Raw genomic sequence first — 22,479 nt, 5'->3', positions numbered from 1 at the left:
GTTGCGTGTGGCGCCGTCCCTCAGGGCCGACGCCTTTCTGTTCTGGTTCAGAAGGCGAAGCAAGAGCAGCCGAACGCGCCCCAGAAACCGGCGAAATCGCTGACCGGTGCATTCGACAGGCGCGCCTTCTCGTGGCTGTGGGTATGCACCGCACACGGTCCGCTGCATTGGTGAACCTGCGCCTGCAGCGGCGAATTCGGCCGCCAGTGACCCGGCACTTTCACCACGGGCGACCAGTCCGGCAGCACCGGCACGCGGGCCGGCCCGAGTTTTTCGAAATCGCCGGCGGCATACACGACCTTGCCACCGACCACAGTCAGTACCGACTCGATCCACTTGATCGCTTCTTCGTCGACGTTGAAAAAGTCAGCGCTCAATGCCGCCACGTCCGCCAGTTGCCCGACCTTGATCTGGCCTTTCTTGCCCTGTTCGGACGAGAACCAGGCGCTGCCGTGGGTGAACAGTTCCAGCGCGGTCAGGCGCGACAAGCCTTCGGCGTGCAGTTCCAGGCCGCCAACGGTGCGGCCGCTGACCATCCAGTACAACGAAGTCCATGGATTGTAGCTGGACACCCGGGTAGCGTCGGTGCCGGCGCCGACCGGTACACCTTCAGCCAGCATGCGCTTGATGGGCGGGGTCGCTTCGGCCGCTTTGGCACCGTAGCGCTCGACAAAATATTCCCCCTGAAACGCCATGCGGTCCTGAATCGCGATGCCGCCCCCCAAGGCCCTCACCCGCTCGATGTTCTGCGGGGTTATGGTTTCGGCGTGGTCGAAAAACCACGGCAAACCATTGAACGGTATGTCGCGGTTGACCTTCTCGAACACGTCGAGCATGCGACTGATGGACTCGTTGTACGTGGCGTGCAAGCGGAACGGCCAACGCTGCTCCACGAGATGGCGCACCACCGGTTCCAATTCGTCTTCCATGCTTTGCGGCAAGTCCGGGCGCGGCTCAAGGAAGTCCTCGAAGTCCGCCGCCGAGAACACCAGCATCTCACCCGCGCCGTTGTGCCGCAGGTAGTCGTCGCCCTGATGCAGTTTTACGCTGCTGGTCCAGTTCTTGAAATCGGTCAGCTCTTCCTTGGGCTTCTGGGTGAACAGGTTGTAGGCAATGCGGATGGTCAGTTGCTGGTCCTTGGCCAACTGCTCGATCACTTGATAATCATCCGGATAGTTCTGGAATCCACCGCCGGCATCGATGGCACTGGTCAGCCCCAGGCGATTGAGTTCGCGCATGAACTGGCGGGTCGAGTTGACCTGATATTCCAGCGGCAACTTAGGCCCTTTGGCCAGCGTCGAGTACAAGATCATCGCGTTGGGCCGCGCCACCAGCATGCCGGTTGGATTGCCGTTGGCATCACGGACGATTTCACCGCCCGGCGGGTTCGGCGTGTCACGGGTATAACCGGCAACGCGCAGCGCCGCTCGGTTGAGCAAGGCACGGTCGTACAAATGCAGGACAAACACCGGCGTATCCGGCGCGGCCTGATTGAGCTCTTCGAGGGTCGGCATGCGCTTCTCGGCGAACTGGAATTCGTTCCAGCCACCCACCACCCGCACCCACTGCGGCGTCGGCGTGCGATCGGCCTGATCCTTGAGCATACGCAAGGCATCGACCAGTGAAGGTACGCCCTCCCAACGCAGTTCAAGGTTGTAGTTCAAGCCGCCACGGATCAGGTGCAAGTGCGAGTCGTTGAGACCGGGTATTACGCAACGGCCCTGGAGATCGATCACTTGCGTGCCAGCACCGCGCAACGCCATGGCCTCGGCGTCGCTGCCAACCGCGACGAAGCGACCATCGCTGATGGCCACCGCACTGGCGAGGGGGTTTTCACGGTCAACGGTATGAAATTGGCCATTGAACAGAATCAGATCGGCGTTCATCGCGTTTCCTTGGGCAGAGTGGAAGGTGACAGCCAAGGCGCGAACAAACGCGTCGCCATCGGCATGAACAGGTACACCACCGAAAGCACGATGGTCAGTGTGATCAGGAACGTCGCAACCAAGTAATTGGAAAGAACGGCGTTGAGCTGTAGCAGTGGCCCCCAGAGCAATGGCACCAGCAAGGTGTGCGGCAAGATCACCAACAGTGTCACCACAGCCTGTTTCCAGCGCGGCGGTGGCGAGCTCGTTTCTCCTTGTGGAGCGAACCAGAACTCGTTGACCGGGTTGACCTCGGTCTGGTCACCGTCCGCCAGCATCGGCGTGGCTTCGTTGACCAGTGCCTGGCGTTGCGGAGAATCGAGCCAGTGCTGCATCGACTCCGTCGAGCAAAAACGCAATACGCACGTGTACATATCGAGGCCAGCGTTCTTCCCGCGCATCACGTCCACACCCAAGTGCCCTTCTTGCTGCCCGGCGACACTGACAATATTGCGCAGCCAGGTTTCGTAAGGCGCTTCAAAACCAGCCTTGACCCGGTGTTTGATAATCAGCGTAACGACTTCTTCGAAGCCTCGTGCTGGCAAGTCGAGCGAACTGGATTCAGGCATAACGAAAGGCTCCGGCAAATCGATGATTGATCGCCAGCCGCCCCGGCCCGGCGATAAAAATGCTGGTGAACAGAATCAATAGCAGCCAGCCGAACTGCCCTTCGGCCACGCTCCATTGCGGATGCACGATCAACAGCGCCACCAGCAGCACAAAGAGAATAGGCAAACAGGCCAGACGCACCAGCACACCGACGACGATCAACAACGGGCACAACACCTCGGTGAAAATCGCCAGCATCAGCGTCAGATTCGCCCCCAGGTGGAACGGGTCTTCGATGCGTTGCAACTCAACGCTGTAGTTGAGCAACTTCGGCAAGCCATGCACCCACAACAGGAACAGCCCGGCGCTGACCCGCAAAAAAAGCAGCCCGAGGTCCCGGGCCCGTTCATCCCATTGAGAAGCAATCATGGCCGACTCGCACAAAGGAAAAACCACCGACGTCAATGCGTCGCGGACAGGTTTGATAGTGCCGAAGGGAGGATGGGAAAAATTGGATGTACGTGCTCTTTTTGCAAGAGCGACTCACGCGATATTGCTGCAGTGCACAATCCTGCAGACCGGCCTGATACCCATTGGATCAATGACCGCATCCATCGGCATAACGGACGCGTCCTACACTAAAAGTCGACTTAACTGACTGCGCCAATTGATAGATCCACGCAAAGTCCCCTGCCTTTTTTAAGACACAGGGAAAGTGGAAATGCCCAGTACGGCCAGCCAAGTCGCTTTCACACTCGATATTGACGGGTTTCCCCATGACCTTCAGGTGCTCGAGTTCCGTGCCACCGAATCACTCAACCGGCCCTACGAGGTCAAGCTCGAACTGGTCAGCGAACACCCCGCCCTGGATCTTGAAGCACTTTTACACCGCTCGGCATTTCTGACTTTCGGCCCCGATGGCACCGGTATTCACGGGCAGGTCTATCGTGTCGCCCAGGGCGACTCACGCAAGCGCCTGACCCACTATCAGATAACCCTGGCGCCTCGCCTCGCCTATCTGGCCCACCGCCACAACCTGCGTATTTTCCAGCAACTGAGTGTGCCGCAGATCATTGCCAACGTGCTGAAAGACCACGCCATGCAGTCTGATGTCTGGCGCTTTCAACTGAGTATCGAGTACCCACAACGGCTTTACTGCGTGCAGTACGACGAGACCGACCTGCACTTCATTCAAAGGCTGTGTGAAGAAGAAGGCATTCACTTTCATTTCCAGCACACCTGCGACGGGCACCTGCTGGCATTCGGCGACGATCAAACCTTTTTCCCGAAACCTCACCAACCAACGGCGTACGTGCAAGTCAGCGGGTTGGTCGCTGAGCAACCGGTGATCGACCGATTCAATCTGCGACTCGAAGCCCGTACCACTCATGTCAGTCGACGTCATTACAACTTCGAAAAACCACGGGTGCAACTCGATAGCGAGACCCAAACTCCGCTGCTGCCGCACCTTGAAGACTACGCCTTTCCAGGCCCGTTCACGGATCGGGAGCGCGGCAACAAACTAACCAGACGTGTACTGGAACGCCATCGCAGCGATTACCGGCAGGCAAGTGGCCGCAGTGATCAAAGCGTTATGCGCAGCGGGCATTTTCTTGACATGAGCGAACACCCACGCGGGGAATGGAATGGGCTGTGGTTGTTGATCGAAGTCGAACATGTTGGCAAACAACCTCAGGTACTGAAGGAGTCGATCAGCGACTGGCATCCCGATGACGACTTCAGTCAGGGCTACCGCAATCACTTTGTCGCGACACCTTGGGACGTGATATTCCGCCCGCCTCTGGAACACCCCAAGCCTCGCATTAAGGGCAACCAGAATGCGGTGGTTACCGGCCCACCCGGTGAGGAAATTTACTGTGATCGATACGGTCGAGTAAAAATTCAGCTGCCCTGGGACCGCGATGGCCAGTACAACGAACACTCAAGCTGCTGGCTACGCGTCGCGACCGGTTGGGCGCATGACGGGTATGGCAGCGTGCAAATACCGCGGGTCGGTATGGAAGTGTTGGTGGGGTTCACCGACGGAGATCCCGACAAACCGTTTGTCCTGGGTTGCCTGGCCAACGCGGTCACCCCGGTGCCATTGAATTTGCCAGCCGAGAAGACCCGCAGCATTTTTCGCAGTCAAAGCAACCCAGGTGGCGGTGGCTACAACGAACTGCGCATCGAGGACCGCAAAGGGGCTGAGGAAATCGCCCTGCGAGCGCAACGGGATCTGGTCCAGCACGTACGCAACGACGAGCGCGTTCAAATCGACAACCAGCGCAATGTCATGATCGGTGGCGTTTGCAGTCACGATCTGCGCGGCGACGAACATCACCTCACCCACGGCAACCGCCTGGCCGAACTCAGGCAGGACGACCATCTGCTGGTTCATGGCGACCAACACATCCGCGCCACCCAGATAATGTTGAGTGCCACGCAGCAAATCCATCTCAGCGCAGAACAACAAGCACTCATCGCCAGCGGCGCACACCTGACTGTAAAGGCCGGCGGTCACTGGCTGACGTTGGGGCCGGATGGCATTTCCAGTAGCGTACCGATCCTGCAGGGCGGTGCCCCTGCTTCAGTGATGTCGGCCGAGCCTTTGATGCCGGGAGCCTTGCCCCTGCTGAAATTGACCTTCGACCCTGTACAGCAACGCCAGGCCCTGATTTCAAACCGAACTTCACGCTGCCTGATCTGCGAGGCTGCCCGAGCATGAGCCTCTCGACATCGCTGCCTGAAAACCTGCCCTGGCATGCGCAACAAGCTTTCCTGTTGCTCGACGGTGCAACCGTGAGCGACTTGCCCGGGCGGATAAAAAAGCTCAACCCCGACGCCTGCATCTTCCCTCTGTATGACCGGCCGCCATTTGCTTCGCTGCGAGATATTTCACCGCTGCTGGTGAGGGTCCAACAACCGGATGAACCGGTCTTCCAATTCTTTTTGCGACAGGCGCACAACGAGTGGGGCTGGCTGCTATTCAGTCATGCACCCGCACTTTCCATCGCCCGGCATTTGAAGCAACTGCTGACTGTCGAGTTGCCCGAGGGCCAGACCGTTCTACTGCGACTGGCCGATGCAGCGGTGATGCAGGCGCTGTTCAACAGCGGCGATCAACGTTTGTTCGGTCCCCTATGCGACGTAGTGATCGCCGACAGTGCCAGTACCCACTGGCACCGTCATCGCCCTCGTCGGCCCGAGTGCCCGGAAATGCCGAACCCTTATCGCCTGAGCCCGGAACAAAATGCGGCACTGGACCGGGTCGATCGACGTCGTGCGCTGCTGGAACTCGACGCCCATCTACTGCGTCACTTTCCCGAACACCATAGCGGTGAAACCGTGCTCCAGCGCTGGCCAATGCTCGAGCAGCGACTGGATGAGGCCCACGCCCTGGGCTTGAGCGATAAATCAGAACTCTTCTATTACGCCAACGTCATGGCTTGGCTCGCGGGCGCCACACTCGAACAACGCGCGCGAATCAACCACTTACTGCAAGCGCCGTCCCTGCAACCACCCGGCGAGTGCGTTGTGCTGGCCACTGAACTGGCCCAACGCTGGGCCATTGAACGGGAACAAACATGACCCATCCTGCCAACCTCGATGCCGCCGCGGCCTCCAAAACCGCCATCGGCTCCCTCGGCGCCTGCCCCTTGCGGCAAACCCATGTGCAGTTGTTGCCCGTGTGCTACGGCCTTGTGGAAAAGCCCCTCGACCCGAGCGCCAAACTGCAACTGCCTTACACCCTGACGACACGCCCGCTGGGCATTCGCATGCTGCGCGATGGCTGGTTGTATGTGATCGACAGCGCTACGGGGCACTTGCACGAGTATCAGATACGCAATGGATTGGTCTGTGCGCTGTTGCACAAAGGCGCCAAGGTCGACAGCGATCAGCGCGCGCCTTACGAGGAGCGCCCGACGCTGATTTTTTCCCGGCGCAGCACCTTGCATGTAACCTTCGCCGAGGTGCAGTGGACCGCTGCCAAATGTCATCAGGTGCTCGACAGTGCTGACGAGCGTGACCACTTCATGCAGGCCGTCGACCTCGGCCCGGTGCACTGCCTGACCGGTGGCACGCACCTGCTTACCGTCGAGCAAGGCAAGCGCTGGCTGGCGGAACTCGCGGCGACAACTGCGGAACAACAGCTATGGGACGATGACCCGTTCGTCACTCCATTACCCACCGTACAGGTCAGCGACGCCCCCGAGCACGAGCGCGAACCCTATTTGTGGGAACGACCCCGGCGCTTTCGCGACGCGCACGTCGGCGAGTTTCTCGGTCAGGTGCGCGCCCCTTATCAGGACGACACGCTGTTTCTGGTCCTTGAAGATGATCTCGGTGTGCTGCGTGATCTGGCCGAGTATCAGGACCGGGTGGTCGGTTGGCTCGACGAGTGGAGCAACACGGGCAATAACGAGCGCGACTACATGCTGGCCTGCTACATCGAATCCCTGAGCCGGCTCAGTGCCGAGGACATCGACAAGCTGGCCAATTCCAACGTCCATCCGCCGGTCAGGGCGATGTTTGACGACCTGGAGCAATTGCCCGAACCGGATCGCGAAAACACCCGCAAAGCCCTGCTCGATTACCTGAACAAGGGTGGCGAGGTCGAGCCGACGGGCGAACCGGCATCGCCGGAACTGCAAGAGCTGCGTGATCAGGCTCTAAAAGATTCGTTCGACCGAAACCGTTTCGACGGTTACGGCGTCGATCCCAAGGCCCACGAGCGCGCCACCGCCGAGGCCGACCGCCGTTACTACACGCGGCAACACTTCGCGGTGGCCCCCGACGATTTTGTCGAGCGCCACCTGCAAACCCTGGTCAAGCTCGGCCGCGACCAGAACCGGCGTATGCGCGACGTGCTCGAAGGCCCGGTGTTCAGCGGCAAGCGCGGGGTCAACGACCTGATCGACCGCCCGGCCATGGACGAAGTGCTGGAACGTCACCGTGATGACATCGGGCGCTGGAACCGCCTGCTCGAACGCATCACCACCGATCGTACGAATCTGGTGTGCGCCGGTCGCTACCACCGCTCGGCCTGGTACTACGACGGGCACGATCCGCAGCAGCTGGGCCAGACTTTCAGCGCCGAATACGCCTGCCTCAAGGACATCTGCCGCAGCGATGCCGCCAGCCAAGCGCTGCTCGACTATCTGGAAAAACACCCGGAGCTGACGCGGCCGCTGTTCTACACCTTGCCCCTGCGCCTGCAACCGGAGCTGGCGGCGCAATATTCCACGCTGTTCAACGCCGGCATGGGCCTGCTCAACAACCTGCCGCACTGGCTGGAAACCCTGCAAAAAATCGAACAACCGCAACTGCCGGCCCTCGACGATTTGCCTGAACACTCCCGCGCCGTCGCCGATGCCGCGCAACACAGCTTCAGCCCCGCGCTGAACCTGGGCCTGAGCCGGGCGCTGGCAGGTTTCGACCTGTCGGGGGAAAAAATCCCCGATCTCGACGAGCTGTTCCGCAGCCTGCCCAAGGCCCTCTCCATCCGGATCCTCGATGCGGCGAGAGCCACCGGGGTGACGTTCACCGTGGCCACCCCGGCCGAACACGCCGCTTTGCAATCGACCCTCAAGGACCTGCTGAGCGAACGTGACTACCTCAAGACCCTGACCCGCGAACGCAAACGTCTCATCCACAACAAAAACCAACAGGGCCACAAAACACCGCGCGCGATTGAGCTACAGAACGAAATCACGCGGGTGCGTGGGGCGCTGACTGAACTTGAAGGCCGACTGGCCGGGGCGCTGAGCCCGATAGCGGAACTGCCGGATCAGTCGACACGCCTGTACGGCGCGACACCGGCCCGGGCGGGAGTGACGGCAGTGTTTCCGCCCGCGCAGCAGCAGGAAGTGCGGGGGTTGCTGAGGAATATCCGGTTGGGGGTACAGAGTGTGCCGAATGCGAGCTTGATCAAGACCGAGGGGGTGGGGTTATTGGTGTTTTTGGTGCAGGGGGTGAATTTGGTGGAAGTAACCCGTGAGCTGATGGATCAATCCAAAGACAAACGAGTCTGGATGCCCTTTGCCAATGCGCTGGCGACTACTGGGGCGGCGGGGTTTCTTCTGGCGCAGAGCCTTGCAGATACAGCGTTGAGGGTACGCAGCGCTGCACTCGTTTCGGGGCTTCAGCATCATGCCTTGAGGAGTGTGCATGTGCAGATGGGGAAGATGCATGTTGGGTTGGGTGGCTTTACTTATCTTTTTGGATTCTTATCCTCAATATCGAGTTTTATCACCTATCAGCAAAACTGGCAGACTGCGGCTCAGAGTGGAAATCGCTCGGCACAATACAGTGCAGCGCTTGCCATGGTGGGTTCTGGCGGAATGGCGACTGTGAATGTCGCTGGATTTACTCCTACTGCCCACGTCATCTACAAATTACTGACTACTCGGGACGCGGCGGCACGCACTGCCGCCTGGGCCACCGCCGGCACGCGCCTCTCGACGATATTCTTCCGTTTCAATCTAGCCGGTGCACTGTTCACCGTGCTGGAGTTAAGCGGTATGTGGCTCTATAACCGCTACAACCTCGGCGCGCACGATAAGTGGCTGCAAACCACGCCCTGGGGCCTGGACAACGATGAACGGGGTGACCACTCCCTGGCCGACTACCGTAACTATCTGGCTTTCTTGTTTTACGTTCCCTACGCGCAACTCGGTCAGAACGAACATGACTCCTGGCTGAAAAACCTGCTGCTAAAAGCCAAACCCAGCGACATCCATCTGGTACTGCCAAGGGCCACGCTCAACGACTTCCTGCCACCGCTGGGCGGTAAACCTGCCAAGCGTTTAGGCATCGGTGCCCATCGCATTTCCATGCCTCTGCAAAGCCGCGGCACTCCGCAAGCGCGCAAAACCGTCATCAGCGAAGAAGTCGCCAACAGCCTGCGCATCGTCCAGGAAAGCCCCGATGGTCTGGTGCTATGCCTGCAATACCCGCTGACCCCTAAGGCTGAAATTAGCCCGGCAAATGAAACCCTCGAACTGGCCGTCTGCATTCAGATTTTGAATACGCAGGGCGAGTGGTTATCTCAAACGCGGGTCATTCGAATCGATCCTCATGGCGAAGGGCACTTTGCCGCCCTGCCTCTTGACTCGGCGATCGAGCATCCGCCGATGATGCTTGTGGATACCGAGCTACTGGAGCTGGCCGATCATGCCCAACAAAATTGAGGTCACCCTGCCGACGCCACATCTTGAGCAATCTCGAAAGGCCGGTGATATCGAACCGTTTCCGAGCGGGAAGATTACCTATCTGGCGCCCTTGCCACTGCCCACACCGTTGCCACCTCATGGTTCTCACATTGGGGAGCTAAATGACGTGCATATGGATTTCGGATTGGGATCTCCGCAGGTGTTTTCGTGGCAGTTCACCTTGGGACTTCCCTTTAGCGGCACCTTTATGATCATGTTCTTGTTCCCACTAATCGGCGGGTTCTTGTTTTTTTTGTTCGGGATGAACTGGGGCGATATCTCCCATGCCATTGCCGGGATCTTTCACGAAGTCAAAGGTCTTGCACTGCTAACCGGTTTCGTTTTCCTATTCATCGGCCTAGCCGTCTGGCACCACAACATCAAAAAACGCATCACCATCATCCCCACCCGCTTCAACCGTCAACGCCGCGAAGTCTGCTTCATGCCCGAAGGCGCCACCGAGCCCGTCTTCGTCCCGTGGGAATCTCTCTCGGCCTGGATCATCGAAGCCAAAGGTGCCACGCAATACGGCATTCACCGCCAGTACGGCATGGGCATCGGTTTCCAGAACGGCGAGCGCCTGACCAGTGTTGAATTCCCCTGCTTCGGGCTGTCCCTGGCCATCAGCCACTGGGAAGCCATCCGCGGTTACATGGAATACGAAATCCACGACCTCAAAGCCATTCAAGACCCGCAAGACCTGCAAGGCCCCAACGACCCGCCTCACGAAGGCCTGCACACCTTCTACAACGCCCGCGCTCGCATGCATCAGCAAATTCGCGATGGCGAACGCACTCGGCTGTCGGGGTTCTTCTGGTACCTGTACCACGTGATGACCCTGTGGACGATTCCCAACTACCTGACTGAATGGGACGTGCGTCGCCTCAAAGTCATGGGCCAAAAAGCTTTGCCCGAGGTGATGCGTCAATGGTCCGAGCCGTTGCCCAAGGAACAACGGGCCCAGCCAAGCGCGGAATTACTGAAGATGAGCGAACAGGTCCGCGCCCTGCACAAACGTCAGCCGCAGCGACCGATCACCGAGATTTTTGCCGAGGTGCAGCGCTCGAATCCGACGGGGAAGCGGCGCAGATGAGTGGCATGGACGTGTTCGAAGACCCGATGTTCAGCGAAAAACGCGGAATCAACCTGATCGGCCTGAACAGTGATGAGCGTGATGACCATCCTCTGGCCGATTATCGCTACGAGCTACCCACCGAACTACTGGAGCTGGCCGACCATGCCCAACAATCTTGAGCTCGACCTGCCTGCGCCACATCTCGAACCATCTCGGAAAGCGGGCGATATCGAACCCTTTCCCAGCGGCAAAATCACCTACCTCGCACCGTTGCCACTGCCGACGCCTTTGCCACCTCATGGTTCTCATATTGGGGAGCTGAATGAGGTGTATATGGACTTTGGGTTAGGGTCTCCGCAAGTGTTCTCGTGGCAGGTCATATTAGGAGGACCATTGAACGTCGCATTCTCAGTTGTATTTCTGTTTCCGCTATTTACTGGATTTTTAGGGGTTATTTTTGGCTATGGTTGGGAAGATATCTGGGACTCAATGACGGGAATGTTTCATGTAGGCTACAACAACGCTCAAGTATCGTGCCTTTTGATGCTCCTCATCGGCCTGGCCGTCTGGCACTACAACTTCAAAAAACGCGCCGAAATCATCCCCACCCGCTTCAACCGTCAACGCCGCGAAGTCTGCTTCATGCCCGAAGGTGCCACCGAGCCCGTCTTCGTCCCCTGGGAATCCCTCTCGGCCTGGATCATCGAAGCCAAAGGTGCCACGCAATACGGCATTCACCGCCAGTACGGCATGGGCATCGGTTTCCAGAACGGCGAGCGCCTGACCAGTGTTGAATTCCCCTGCTTCGGGCTGTCCCTGGCCATCAGCCACTGGGAAGCCATCCGCGGTTACATGGAATACGAAATCCACGACCTCAAAGCCATCCAGGACCCGCAAGACCTGCAAGGCCCCAACGACCCGCCCCACGAAGGCCTGCACACCTTCTACAACGCCCGCGCTCGCATGCACCAAGAAATTCGCGACGGTTTACGCAATCGGCTGTCCGGTTTTTTCTGGTACCTGTACCACGTGATGACCCTGTGGACGATACCCAACCACCTCACCGAATGGGACGTGCGTCGCCTCAAAGTCATGGGCCAAAAAGCTTTGCCCGAGGTGATGCGTCAATGGTCCGAGCCGTTGCCCAAGGAACAATGGGCCCAGCCAAGCGCGGAATTGCTGAAGATGAGCGAACAGGTCCGCGCCCTGCACAAACGTCAGCCGCAGCGACCCATTACTGAGATATTTGCCGAAGTGCAGCGCTTGAATCCAAAGGATAAACGCCAGGCATGAGATGGATTGCCCCCGAAACTCACGCTGCCCGCCCCTCTGTAGGAGCTGCCGAAGGCTGCGATCTTTTGATCTTGATTTTCAAAAAGCAGATCAAAAGATCGCAGCCTGCGGCAGCTCCAACAGGGGACGGATGCAGTCAGGCAGAAGCCGAATCGTTCACAGGCGTAGACATGAACTGACTGATCCGCGACCGCAACCAGCGCTCCGCCGGATCGTTGTCATGCACCCCGCTCCAGGCCATCGAGAGTTGCGCGGCGTCGATGGGAAACGGCGGATCTTCAGCCCGCAAGCCACACCCTTCCACTAACGCACAAGCCGCATAATCAGGAACGGTGGCGATCATCTCAGTGCCCGCGAGCAACGCACGCAAGCCACTGAACTGCGGCACACCGAGCACCACCCGCCGGGAGCGGCCAAGTTTAGCCAGATCCAGATCGATGTTGCCGCTCAAGTCCCCGGAAAACGAAACCATCGCATGAGGCCGCTCGCAGTATTCATCCAGGGTCAGCGTCCCCGGCCGCTTATCGCCACGCAGCACTTTGCAGGGAATATCACGCAGCTTCTTGCGCTTGGCATTCGCCGGCAGATCCGTGGTGTAGCTCACGCCCACCGAGATTTCCCCCGATGCCAACAGCGCCGGCATCAGCAAATAATTGGCCCGGCGTACCACCACGACAATGCCCGGAGCCTCTTCTTGCAACTGGCGCAACAACGGCGGAAACAAACCGAACTCGGCGTCGTCAGACAAACCTATGCGAAACACATCACAGCTTGTCGTCGGATCGAATTCCTTGGCCCGGCTGACGGCGCCGGAGATGGTGTCCATCGCCGGTTGCAGTTCCTTGAGTATCGCCAGCGCCCGCCCTGTCGGCTCCATACCGCGACCATTGCGCAACAGCAGCGGATCGTCGAACAAATCGCGCAAGCGACCCAGGGCAGCACTGACCGCCGGTTGGCCCATGAACAGTTTTTCCGCGACGCGGGTCAGGTTCTTTTCGAACATCAACGCTTCGAAAATCACCAGCAGGTTCATGTCGACGCGGCGCAGATCGTTACGGTTCATAGGCACGGTTCCCTTGTGTGTTGAGCCAGGCGCAAGTGCTGCGAACTCTACTCGATCAACGGCACATTCGCCGCTCGTTTATACGGCCCGTATTCCACAGGCACCCACTGGAAATGTTTGCCCTCGGCAGTGATGTGACCGATGCCCGGGAAGGGCAAGTGCGCGGCCGTCACCCAGGTTTTGTTCGCGGCTGCCGCGCTGAACACTTTGGCGCGACTGTTGATCGCTTGCTGGCTGTTGACGTCAAAACCGATCGACACTTCAGGATGCAGGAACTGCACCGCCAGGTTATGCACCAGGTCGCCCATGAACAGAATGCTCTGCCCCTGAGAGGTGAACCGGTAGGTGGTGCTGCCCGGCGTGTGCCCGGCTTGCAGGTCGGCTTCGACCACGCCCGGCACCGGCGACTGGCCCGGTGCGAAGGTCTTGAAGCGCCCGGTGGCGATGTAAGGCGCGGTGGAGTCCTGGGCGATTTTGAAGAATCCTTTGGCCGCTTCGGGCGCCTTCGCCAGCGCTTGCGGGTCGAGCCAATAGTCGGCTTCAGCCTTGGCGGCATACACCGTGGCATTGGCAAAGATCGGCTGTTGCTTGCCATCCACCAGCCCGCAAACGTGGTCCAGATGCAAGTGAGTAAGCAGAATGGTATCGACCTGCTCCGGTTTGTAGCCGGCAGCCTGCATGTTCGCCGAGAGCTGGCCGGCGGTGGCACCGATGCATTGCCCGGCCCCGGTGTCGACCAGAATCAGTTGCTTGCCGGTATTGATCAGGAAGGCGTTGAACGCGGTCTGCACACCGGGCGTTTCAATAGAGCGGCGGGCCAAAAGCGCGCGAATCTGGCTCTGACTCATGCCCTGGAGCAGTTTCGGCGACAGATCGTTGTAACCGTCGAACAACGCGGTCACTTCGTAATCCCCCAGCGCCAGGCGGAAGTAACCGGGCACTTGCGTTCCCACTTGTGGAGCCTGCGCCGACGCGCCGGTCGAAGTCAGCGCCAGTGCCAGGCCGAGAGCGCCGAGCGTTGTCTGCAATGAATGTTTCATCTATCCACCGTTGATCGAATCAAAACAGCGGCCGCATGGTCCGCCCCTATTGGTCCCATCTTGCCCGGCCCATCTGCAGCGCACTTGCAACGGTGTGCTGAGTTGGTCGCGCGAGCGTGGAATTAACAACGTTTAACTCGTCAGCCCACGAGTAGCCCCCAACAATAAAACCCTCTGCGCAGAGCTGTTTTTTTCCAGAGGGCATGTGCTGGCTGAGCGTGCAGTGCGCCAGTACATTCCCACTAACACGGATATTGGACATGGCTCATTTACAGCAACTCGTCGCCCGCCCCTCTATCAGCGAATCGTGCAAAACCATCAGTGGCGGCCTCAGTCCGCAGCGCGAGCGGCTGGTAAAAAAAATTATTCTTGAACGCCTCGGCGACAGCCTGGAAGTCACCGAACTGGCCGAAGCCTGTGCCCTCTCCCGCAGTCATTTCTCCCGTGCATTCAAGTGCAGCACCGGCTACTCGCCACAGGACTGGATACGCCAGCAGCGCATCGCCCGGGCCAAGCTGTTGATCCAGCACACCGACCTGAGCCTCACACAAATCAGCCTCGAATGCGGTTTCTGTGACCAGGCGCATTTCTGCCACATGTTCACCCGCAGCGAAGGCATCAATCCGTTTGCCTGGCGTTGTAAGGTCGTGGGTGACCTGAGAAGCAAAAGATCGCAGCCTGCGGCAGCACCTACAGGGATATGCATTCCAATGTAGGAGCTGCCGAAGGCTGCGATCTTTTGATCTTTCTCTACCGCAGTGGAACCAACCGCTCCAACGCATCCGCCACCCCGCGACCATAGGCCGGATCAGCCTTGGTGCAGTTGTCGATATGCCGCTGACGGATCAATTGCGGAACACCGTTCATGGCCCGAGCGGTGTTCTCGAACAACAACTGTTGGCGCGCCGGGTCGAGCAGGCGAAACAGATTGCCCGGCTGCTCGTAATGATCCTCTTCGAGCCGATGGTCGTAGTGTTGGGCAAAGCCTTCCAACGGCAGCGGCGGCTCGGACAGTTCCTTCGAGTCCTCCCACTCACCCACGCTGTTCGGGAAATAACTGGCGGTGCCGCCCAGGTTGCCGTCAGTGCGCATGGCGCCGTCACGGTGATAGCTGTGGTGTGGGCAGCGCGGTGCGTTGACCGGGATGTGATTGAAGTTGACGCCCAGACGATAGCGCTGCGCGTCGCCATAGGAAAACAGCCGCGCCTGCAACATGCGGTCCGGCGAGAAGCTGACACCGGGCACCACGTTGGCCGGGGAAAACGCCGCTTGTTCGATTTCGGCAAAGTGGTTCTCGGCGTTGCGATTGAGCTCCATGGTGCCGACTTCGATCAGCGGGAACTCGCCATGTGGCCAGACCTTGGTCAAATCAAACGGGTTGTGCCTATAGGTATTCGCCTGCGCTTCGGTCATCACCTGGACGCACAGTTTCCAACGCGGAAAATGGCCTTGCTCGATGCTTTCGTACAAATCCCGCAGATTGCTTTCGCGGTCCTTGCCAACCACCACGGCGGCCTCGGCATCCGAGAGGTTTTCGATGCCTTGCTGGCAGACGAAATGAAACTTCACCCACACTCGCTGGTTATCACGGTCGATCAGGCTGAAGGTGTGGCTGCCGAAACCGTGCATGTGGCGGAAACTGGTGGGAATGCCGCGATCGCTCATGACGATGGTGACCTGGTGCAACGCTTCGGGCAGCAGCGACCAGAAATCCCAGTTGCTGGTGGCATTACGCAGGCCGGTGCGCGGGTCGCGTTTGACCACATGGTTGAGGTCGGAAAAACGCAGCGGGTCGCGGAAGAAAAACACCGGGGTGTTGTTGCCAACGATGTCCCAGTTGCCTTCGTCGGTGTAGAACTTCACCGCAAAACCCCGGATATCGCGCTCGGCATCCGCCGCACCGCGCTCACCGGCCACCGAGGAAAAACGCACGAACAGCGGTGTCTGTTTGCCCACTGAGCTGAAAATATTGGCTTTGGTATAACGGGTAATGTCATGGGTAACGGTGAAGGTGCCGTAGGCGCCGGCGCCCTTGGCGTGCATGCGGCGTTCCGGGACCAATTCACGGTCAAAGTGAGCGAGTTTTTCCAGTAACCAGATGTCTTGCAGAAGTGCCGGGCCACGGGGGCCAGCGGTCTGGATATTGAGGTTGTCGGCCACCGGAGCGCCGGTGGCGTTGGTCAGTTTTTTCACGATCAGGTTCTCAATGGATGGTTGCTCATCAGGAGCAAGAACCGGCGCAGATCTACGCCCGCGCCGGTGTGCATCAACCCTTCAGGAACGCCAGCAGATCGGCGTTGAGCTGATCCTTGTGGGTGTCAGTCAAGCCGTGGGGCGCGCCGGGGTAGACCTTCAGCGTAGAACCTTTCACCAATCCTGCCGAAGCAATGCCCGCCGCTTCGATCGGCACCACCTGGTCGGCGTCGCCGTGCACCACCAGCGTAGGGATGTCGAATTTCTTCAGGTCTTCGGTGAAGTCGGTTTCCGAGAATGCCTTGATGCAGTCGTAAGCGTTCTTGTGACCGGCGGTCATGCCCTGCATCCAGAACCAGTCGATCATGCCTTGGGACGGCTTGGCATCAGACTTGTTGAAGCCGAAGAACGGGCCGCTGGCGAGGTCCTTGTACAGCTGCGAGCGGTCAACCAATGAAGCCTGGCGAATGCCGTCGAACACTTCGATCGGCAAGCCACCAGGGTTGGCTGCGGTCTTGAGCATCAACGGCGGCACTGATGAAATCAGCCCGGCCTTGGCCACGCGGTCGGTGCCATGGCGACCGATGTAACGCGCCACTTCGCCGCCACCGGTGGAGAAACCGAACAGTACGGCGTTCTGCAAATCCAGGTGTTCGATCAGTTGCGCGAGGTCATCGGCGTAGGTGTCCATGTCATTGCCGAACCATGGCTGGCTGGAGCGACCGTGGCCGCGACGGTCGTGGGCGATGACCCGGTAGCCCTGGGACGCGAGGAAGATCATCTGCGATTCCCAGCTGTCGGCATTCAGGGGCCAACCGTGGCTGAAGACGATGGGTTGACCGGTGCCCCAGTCCTTGAAGTAAATCTCGGTGCCGTCGCGGGTGGTGAACGTGCTCATGAGGCGTGCTCCTTACGTGGGGTTAGTTGGAATCATTCAGATGCGCGGCCCATGCGCTCGGCCAGTCGTGCGACCCGCTCGCCCAGATGCGCGGCGGTGCAGCGGTCTTCTGGGGGCGGGGCGAGATCAGGGGATTGTTCGACATTCGACTGGGCCATGGCACCGAGCGAACTGCCCAGGCGATTCATTTGCCCGTCGAACACGCCGGTGCCGGAGCGCGCCGGCAACAGGTCGAGGCCGACCCAGATCATTGAATGCTGGGCGGCGAATACCGCCATCTGCAGCAACGTGTTGAGCTTGTCGCCGCACAGGCAGCCGGAGTTGGTGAAGCCGGCAGCCAGTTTGTCGCGCCACGGCTGTGCCAGGTAGAACGACGCCGTGGCTTCCATGAAGCCCTTGAAGGCGGCCGAAGCACTGCCCATATAGGTCGGCGCGCCGAAAATGATCCCATCGGCCTGGTGCAACTGCTCCCAGTGTTCGTCCACTTCTTCCACCGCAATCAGCCGGCAGGTGCTGCCCAGATGCCGTTCCACACCCAAGGCCACGGCTTCAGCCATGACCCGGGTATGCCCGTAGCCGCTGTGATAGACCACCACTACCTTGCTCACTTCGGCGTCCTCCTGAAAAAGCAAATTCCCTGTATGAACTGCCGCAGGCTGCGATCTTTTGATTTTGGTTTTCAAGATCAAGAGATCGCAGCCTTCGGCAGCTCCTACAGGAGTCTTGGGGGTAGACCGGAGGTTGGACGAGTTAAACGTTGTTAATTTTCCCTGGTGCGCCAAAAGCCCCGACCGTCCTTATTCATACCCCTTGTCCAATGTTCACGGGACTGTCGGCTACTGACTGATACGCTACAGTCAATGCGCGCACCCGACAGTCACTCGCGCACCGCATTGCGCTCGACAAAAAACCTGAGGAATATGCTCGGAAAACCGCGTACTAGACGGATGCAGGCAGGAGTGACACGTTGACCCTTTCCCCCGATCAGGCTGTGCTTTTCGGCCCCTACAGGATCTACCCCGGACAACGCCTGGTGATGGAGGCCGACCGGCCCCTGCGCCTGGGCCGAAGGGCCATGGACATCCTGGTGATCCTGTTGCAACACGCCGGGAATGTCGTCAGCAAGCAGCAATTGATCGCCGAAGTCTGGCCCAACAGCGTAGTGGAAGAGATCAACCTGCGGGTGCACATGGCAGCCCTGCGCAAAGCCCTCGGCGATGGCCAGGCCGGCCAGCGCTACATCGTCACCGTGGCCCAGCGCGGCTACAGTTTTGTCGCCCCGTACTCGCTGGAACAGATCGAACAAGACCCGCGAAGCCAGCCGCTGGAGTCGAGCGGCCATAACCTGCCCCTGCGCCGCACCCGGCTGATTGGCCGTCAGGCGCTGGTCGACAACCTGGTTACCCATTTGCCACGCCAGCGTTTCATCACGCTGGTCGGCCCCGGTGGCATCGGCAAGACCACCGTGGCCCTGCGTGTCGCCGAGCAACTGATTGGCCGTTATCGAGATGGTATTCGCCTGCTCGACCTGACGCCGATCAACGATCCGCTGATAATCACCAGCCATCTGGCGACACTGCTGGACCTGTCCCTGCACGACGGCGAACCGATGATCGGCCTCGCGACGTTCTTGCGCGATCGCCAGATGTTGCTGGTCATCGACAACTGCGAACACCTGATCGACACCGTGGCACTGCTTTGCGAATGCCTGCTGCGTGGCGCGCCACAGGTACACATCCTGGCCACCAGTCGCGAGGGCCTGCGAGCCGAGGGGGAGTTCGTCCAGCGCCTGGAATCACTGGACTGCCCGCCGCCCATCGCGGTGCTGGACCGTGCCCAGGCGCTGAGTTTTTCCGCATTGCAACTGTTCGTCGAGCGAGCAATGACCAGCCAGGACAGCTTCGAGCTGACTGATGCCGAGTTGCCGCTGGTCATCGACATCTGCCGGCGCCTCGACGGCATTCCGCTGGCCCTGGAACTCGCGGCCGCGCAAGTGGACAACCTTGGCCTCGCCGGTTTGCTTGCGCAATTGCAAGACAGCTTTCGCCTGCTCAACCACAATTGCCTGACGACCCTGGGCCGGCATCAAACCCTGCACGCCACGCTGGACTGGAGCTTCGAACTGCTCAGTGCCTGCGAACAAACCTGCCTGCGCAGGCTGGGGGTTTTCCGTGGCGGCTTTACTCTGGCGTCGGCAGCGGCGGTGATCGTCGGCGAACACATTGAACCCCGTGAGGTGTTTGGCTCAATTACGCAACTGGTGGCCAAGTCCCTGCTCAACGTGGACGTTGGTGACGAAGAAGTGTTCTACCGCCTGCTCGACACCACCCGCAGTTACGCCCTGGAAAAACTCGAACAGACCGCCGAACTGCCCGACACCCGCGAACGCCACGCCGAACGCTGCCTGGCCCTGATGCATCAGGCGCAGAACGACTGGGAGCACATTCCAACCGGTCGGTGGATCGAGCGCTATGCCCGCAGCCTGGAAGACATTCGTGCGGCCCTCGACTGGGGGCTGTCCGCCCAGGGGCCGCACGCGCTGGCGATCCGCCTGACTGCAACATCGACGCCACTGTGGCAGGAGTTGTCGCTGCTCAAGGAGCACGGCGGTTACGTGCGCAAAGCGCTGATGCTGCTCGATGCTGCGCCCGAGCCCTGCCCGCGTTTGAAAATGGCCCTGAAACTGGCCCTCGGCAGCGCCTGTTACCACGCCCAGGGCGGTACGGCGGAAACCGTAGAAGCCTTCGTCAGCGCCCGGACCCTGGCCAAACACTGCAACGATGTGGCCGGACAGCTGCGCGCCATCTCTGGGCATCTGGCGGTCAACCTCAGTTGCGGCAACTACCAAATGGCCCTGGAACAGAGTCAGCAATTTGACCGGTTGGGGCTGCACGGCGACCCGGTGTTGTCCCTCAGCACCCACCGCCTGCGGGTGCTGGCCCTGCACTTTTCCGGGGATCAACAACGCGCGCGGGTAAGTGCCGAAGAAGTGATCCAGCGCATGGCCCACAGCGGCCATCTCAACCGTTTTACCCATGGCTTTGGCGTGCAATATGACCAGAGCGTTGCGGCCCTGACGATTCTGGCGCGCATCCTCTGGATTCAGGGTCAACCGGAGCAAGCCTGGCGCGCCGCCCGCCAAGCGCTAAACATTGCCTTGCAGATCAACCATGGCACCTCTATCTGCTACACCCTGGCGCTGGCCGGCTGCCTGATCGCCCATTACAACGGCGATACTCGCACCGCCCGCGAGCTGTTGCACCTGTTGCTGGAACAAGCGCAGAAACACTCGGTGTTGCTGTTCTACACCTGGGCGCAACACTATGCACAGGTCATCGACAGTGCCGACGCACACCCGTCGCGGCGAGCTGGCGTGGGTTTGATCAAGGAAATCATGGTCACGCTCGACACGGCTTTCGTCGATGACGATTTGCTGCAGCGGGCCGACACCGGCGCGGCCGGCTGGAGCACCGCGGAGATTCTGCGTGCTCGGGCCGATGCGCTGCTGGCCGCCGATTGCCCGGTAAAAAACGGCGACGCCGAAAGCGTGCTGATCAGGGCGCTCAACGTAGCGAAATCCCAGGGTGCCCTGGCCTGGGAACTGCGCAGCGCCACCTCGCTGGCGCGGCTTTGGCAGCGTCAGGGCCATTACCGACAGGCCTATGAACTGCTGACGCCGATCTACCAACGCTTCACCGAGGGTTACACCACGCCAGACCTGACCGCCGTGCAGCGCTTGATCGACGAGCTACACAGCCACTTGCCGGCCTGAAGGCTGGCGTGCATGGCTGATGTAGCCGGCGTAACGCATCTCGAAGGTGCGCAAGGCACCGCTGTGTTCGAGTTTTTCGAGGGCATAGCTGCGGGTGGTATTGAGGAAACGATAACGGCTCACACCGTCAACTTGCTCCAGCGACAGCAGTGATTTGAGCGCCAGGCTTTCCATCACTTTGATCAGGCTGGCGGGCAATAACGTTGCGCAACTGATGACGCCCATCGCCGCGTCCACGGTGAAGGCCGATTTGAATACCGCCAGACGCTGCAACACGGTTTGCTCCAACGGGCACAGCCGTTCATAGCTCCAGTCCAGCGCAGCTTTGAGGGTCTGGTGCCGAGGGACGGCGGTGCGCCGGCCTTGGGTCAGCAGCTGAAAACAATTATCCAGTTGCGCCTGCAACCCCACCACCGCCAACGCATCGATCTGCGCGGCCGCCAGTTCAATCGCCAAGGGCAAACCGTCCAGGCGTCGGCAGATTTCACGCACGGCTTTGAGGTCCTGTTCACGCAGGGCAAAACCTTGCTGACGGGCACGTGCACGGCTGACAAACAATTGCACCGCCGAATAGCCCATGACCTCATCGACACTGCGCAAGGCCGATGCCGGCGGCACCACCAGCGGCGGCAGAGCCAGCAGCGTTTCGCCCGTGGCCAGCAGCGGCTCGCGACTGGTGACCAGAATCGACAAGCGTGGCGCGCAAATCAGCAGCCCCTCGACCAGGCTCCGGCAGCGCTCCAGCAAGTGCTCGCAGTTATCGAGGATCAACAACGCGTGCCGTTGTCGCAGCGTATCCAGCGTGCTGCCAACGTCCAGCCCAAGGGTGCGCGTCAGATGATCGACCACCTGCGCCGGGTCATCGATAACTGCCAGATCCACCCACCACACGCCGTCGCGATAGTGCTGCAACAGCAGTTCGGCCACACGCACGGCGACAGTGGTCTTGCCGATGCCGCACGGCCCGACCAGGGTCATGAAACGCCGCACCGGCAACTGCCGCACCAGACTGCCCACCACGGCATCGCGACCGGTAACCGGTGTCAGTCGCGCCGGCAGATTGTGTTGGGGTTTGTGCAGGGTATCGATGGCGAGCGGCGAGACGTGCGCGGCCTGCTGCAGCGGCGCGACAAAGCTGTAGCCGCGCTGGGGAATGTTGACGATAAAACAGTGGCCGTTCTGCCCGTCGCGAAAGGCTCGGCGCAGCGCGGCGATGTGTACACGCAGGTTGATTTCTTCGACCACCGACCTAGGCCAGACCTGAGCAATCAGCTCGTCTTTGCTGACCACCGAGCCTGCGCGCTCGACCAACACCTGCAGAATATCCAGGGCCCGTCCGCCCAGGCGCAGCGGCTGATCGCCTTCCAGCACCAGTCGCTGATTCAGATGGAACGCGAAAGGGCCGAAGTGCAGCACCGTGTCGATATTTAGATCTCTGAGGCTATTCATGCAGCTTCACC

17 protein-coding genes are annotated in these 22,479 nt (G+C 59.9%); 8 read left to right on the top strand and 9 right to left on the bottom strand.

The window, feature by feature from the left end; genetic code table 11:
• Nucleotides 1-47: 47 nt before the first annotated feature.
• From KUF73_RS01845 to KUF73_RS01835, 3 genes are read right to left on the bottom strand one after another with little or no spacing between them, the layout of a single operon-like run.
• The gene (locus tag KUF73_RS01845; RefSeq protein ID WP_218436327.1) at nucleotides 48-1,886 is read right to left on the bottom strand and encodes an amidohydrolase; all 1,839 of its coding nucleotides are present in this window, start codon (nucleotides 1,884-1,886) and stop codon (nucleotides 48-50) included.
• Entirely contained in the window at nucleotides 1,883-2,494 is a 612-nt protein-coding gene (locus KUF73_RS01840) for an antibiotic biosynthesis monooxygenase (RefSeq protein ID WP_218436326.1), read from the bottom strand. The genes KUF73_RS01845 and KUF73_RS01840 overlap by 4 nt, the downstream gene beginning before the upstream one ends.
• Nucleotides 2,487-2,903, bottom strand: a complete 417-nt coding sequence (locus tag KUF73_RS01835; protein WP_218436325.1) for a DoxX family protein — start codon at nucleotides 2,901-2,903, stop codon at nucleotides 2,487-2,489. Before KUF73_RS01835 ends, KUF73_RS01840 begins: the two co-directional genes overlap by 8 nt.
• Before the next feature lie 292 nt (nucleotides 2,904-3,195).
• Here KUF73_RS01835 and KUF73_RS01830 point away from each other — a divergent pair, with 292 nt between their 5' ends.
• From KUF73_RS01830 to KUF73_RS01805, 6 genes are all read left to right on the top strand, one after another.
• Nucleotides 3,196-5,199, top strand: a complete 2,004-nt coding sequence (locus tag KUF73_RS01830) for a type VI secretion system tip protein VgrG (RefSeq protein WP_218436324.1) — start codon at nucleotides 3,196-3,198, stop codon at nucleotides 5,197-5,199.
• A complete protein-coding gene (locus KUF73_RS01825) occupies nucleotides 5,196-6,062 on the top strand; it encodes a DUF4123 domain-containing protein (protein ID WP_218436323.1) in 867 nt (288 codons plus the stop codon). Before KUF73_RS01830 ends, KUF73_RS01825 begins: the two co-directional genes overlap by 4 nt.
• The gene (locus tag KUF73_RS01820; RefSeq protein WP_218436322.1) at nucleotides 6,059-9,664 is read left to right on the top strand and encodes a toxin VasX; all 3,606 of its coding nucleotides are present in this window, start codon (nucleotides 6,059-6,061) and stop codon (nucleotides 9,662-9,664) included. Before KUF73_RS01825 ends, KUF73_RS01820 begins: the two co-directional genes overlap by 4 nt.
• Nucleotides 9,648-10,778: a hypothetical protein gene (locus tag KUF73_RS01815; protein WP_218436321.1), complete on the top strand. Its 1,131-nt coding sequence runs from the start codon at nucleotides 9,648-9,650 to the stop codon at nucleotides 10,776-10,778. The genes KUF73_RS01820 and KUF73_RS01815 overlap by 17 nt, the downstream gene beginning before the upstream one ends.
• Nucleotides 10,775-10,939 carry a hypothetical protein gene (locus KUF73_RS01810; protein WP_218436320.1) on the top strand — a complete coding sequence of 55 codons (165 nt, stop codon included), beginning with the start codon at nucleotides 10,775-10,777 and terminating at the stop codon, nucleotides 10,937-10,939. Before KUF73_RS01815 ends, KUF73_RS01810 begins: the two co-directional genes overlap by 4 nt.
• Nucleotides 10,940-11,303: 364 nt before the next feature.
• Nucleotides 11,304-12,053, top strand: coding sequence for a hypothetical protein (locus KUF73_RS01805; protein ID WP_256345297.1), 750 nt, complete (start codon nucleotides 11,304-11,306; stop codon nucleotides 12,051-12,053).
• A gap of 136 nt (nucleotides 12,054-12,189) precedes the next feature.
• On the opposite strand, the gene KUF73_RS01800 is transcribed toward KUF73_RS01805, so the two are convergent.
• Both KUF73_RS01800 and KUF73_RS01795 read right to left on the bottom strand, forming a co-directional pair.
• The gene (locus tag KUF73_RS01800; protein ID WP_218436318.1) at nucleotides 12,190-13,116 is read right to left on the bottom strand and encodes a LysR family transcriptional regulator; all 927 of its coding nucleotides are present in this window, start codon (nucleotides 13,114-13,116) and stop codon (nucleotides 12,190-12,192) included.
• A gap of 47 nt (nucleotides 13,117-13,163) precedes the next feature.
• Entirely contained in the window at nucleotides 13,164-14,156 is a 993-nt protein-coding gene (locus KUF73_RS01795; protein WP_218436317.1) for an MBL fold metallo-hydrolase, read from the bottom strand.
• A gap of 260 nt (nucleotides 14,157-14,416) precedes the next feature.
• On the opposite strand from KUF73_RS01795, the gene KUF73_RS01790 reads away from it, so the two are divergent.
• A complete protein-coding gene (locus KUF73_RS01790) occupies nucleotides 14,417-14,872 on the top strand; it encodes a helix-turn-helix domain-containing protein (RefSeq protein WP_218436316.1) in 456 nt (151 codons plus the stop codon).
• A 34-nt stretch (nucleotides 14,873-14,906) separates the two neighbouring features.
• Here KUF73_RS01790 and KUF73_RS01785 read toward each other — a convergent pair whose 3' ends face one another.
• The 3 genes from KUF73_RS01785 to KUF73_RS01775 form a co-directional block, all read right to left on the bottom strand.
• Nucleotides 14,907-16,349, bottom strand: a complete 1,443-nt coding sequence (locus tag KUF73_RS01785) for a catalase (RefSeq protein ID WP_305516098.1) — start codon at nucleotides 16,347-16,349, stop codon at nucleotides 14,907-14,909.
• A 73-nt stretch (nucleotides 16,350-16,422) separates the two neighbouring features.
• On the bottom strand, nucleotides 16,423-17,247 hold the full coding sequence (locus KUF73_RS01780) for an alpha/beta fold hydrolase (RefSeq protein ID WP_218436315.1): 825 nt from the start codon (nucleotides 17,245-17,247) through the stop codon (nucleotides 16,423-16,425).
• A 32-nt stretch (nucleotides 17,248-17,279) separates the two neighbouring features.
• Nucleotides 17,280-17,855: a flavodoxin family protein gene (locus KUF73_RS01775; RefSeq protein WP_218436314.1), complete on the bottom strand. Its 576-nt coding sequence runs from the start codon at nucleotides 17,853-17,855 to the stop codon at nucleotides 17,280-17,282.
• Between the two features lie 359 nt (nucleotides 17,856-18,214).
• Here KUF73_RS01775 and KUF73_RS01770 point away from each other — a divergent pair, with 359 nt between their 5' ends.
• Nucleotides 18,215-21,019 (top strand): winged helix-turn-helix domain-containing protein, encoded by a 2,805-nt coding sequence (locus KUF73_RS01770; protein WP_218436313.1) that lies wholly within the window; start codon nucleotides 18,215-18,217, stop codon nucleotides 21,017-21,019.
• Here the strand turns inward: KUF73_RS01770 and KUF73_RS01765 are convergent.
• Complete coding sequence (locus tag KUF73_RS01765) at nucleotides 20,996-22,468, bottom strand: winged helix-turn-helix domain-containing protein (RefSeq protein WP_218436312.1); 1,473 nt, start codon at nucleotides 22,466-22,468, stop codon at nucleotides 20,996-20,998. The genes KUF73_RS01770 and KUF73_RS01765 overlap by 24 nt on opposite strands.
• Nucleotides 22,469-22,479 lie beyond the last annotated feature (11 nt).

Source organism: Pseudomonas sp. PD9R, assembly GCF_019200975.1.
Classification (GTDB): Bacteria; Pseudomonadota; Gammaproteobacteria; order Pseudomonadales; family Pseudomonadaceae; genus Aquipseudomonas.
The sequence above is the reverse complement of the archived record's forward strand: the minus strand, read 5'-3'. Positions and strand labels throughout refer to the sequence as shown.

Bases quoted from the DNA above. Each gene is read 5' to 3' on its own strand.
- KUF73_RS01845 (WP_218436327.1), bottom strand. From the start codon at position 1,886: ATGAACGCCGATCTGATTCTGTTCAATGGCCAATTTCATACCGTTGAC.
- KUF73_RS01840 (WP_218436326.1), bottom strand. From the start codon at position 2,494: ATGCCTGAATCCAGTTCGCTCGACTTGCCAGCACGAGGCTTCGAAGAA.
- KUF73_RS01835 (WP_218436325.1), bottom strand. From the start codon at position 2,903: ATGATTGCTTCTCAATGGGATGAACGGGCCCGGGACCTCGGGCTGCTT.
- KUF73_RS01830 (WP_218436324.1), top strand. From the start codon at position 3,196: ATGCCCAGTACGGCCAGCCAAGTCGCTTTCACACTCGATATTGACGGG.
- KUF73_RS01825 (WP_218436323.1), top strand. From the start codon at position 5,196: ATGAGCCTCTCGACATCGCTGCCTGAAAACCTGCCCTGGCATGCGCAA.
- KUF73_RS01820 (WP_218436322.1), top strand. From the start codon at position 6,059: ATGACCCATCCTGCCAACCTCGATGCCGCCGCGGCCTCCAAAACCGCC.
- KUF73_RS01815 (WP_218436321.1), top strand. From the start codon at position 9,648: ATGCCCAACAAAATTGAGGTCACCCTGCCGACGCCACATCTTGAGCAA.
- KUF73_RS01810 (WP_218436320.1), top strand. From the start codon at position 10,775: ATGAGTGGCATGGACGTGTTCGAAGACCCGATGTTCAGCGAAAAACGC.
- KUF73_RS01805 (WP_256345297.1), top strand. From the start codon at position 11,304: ATGCTCCTCATCGGCCTGGCCGTCTGGCACTACAACTTCAAAAAACGC.
- KUF73_RS01800 (WP_218436318.1), bottom strand. From the start codon at position 13,116: ATGAACCGTAACGATCTGCGCCGCGTCGACATGAACCTGCTGGTGATT.
- KUF73_RS01795 (WP_218436317.1), bottom strand. From the start codon at position 14,156: ATGAAACATTCATTGCAGACAACGCTCGGCGCTCTCGGCCTGGCACTG.
- KUF73_RS01790 (WP_218436316.1), top strand. From the start codon at position 14,417: ATGGCTCATTTACAGCAACTCGTCGCCCGCCCCTCTATCAGCGAATCG.
- KUF73_RS01780 (WP_218436315.1), bottom strand. From the start codon at position 17,247: ATGAGCACGTTCACCACCCGCGACGGCACCGAGATTTACTTCAAGGAC.
- KUF73_RS01765 (WP_218436312.1), bottom strand. From the start codon at position 22,468: ATGAATAGCCTCAGAGATCTAAATATCGACACGGTGCTGCACTTCGGC.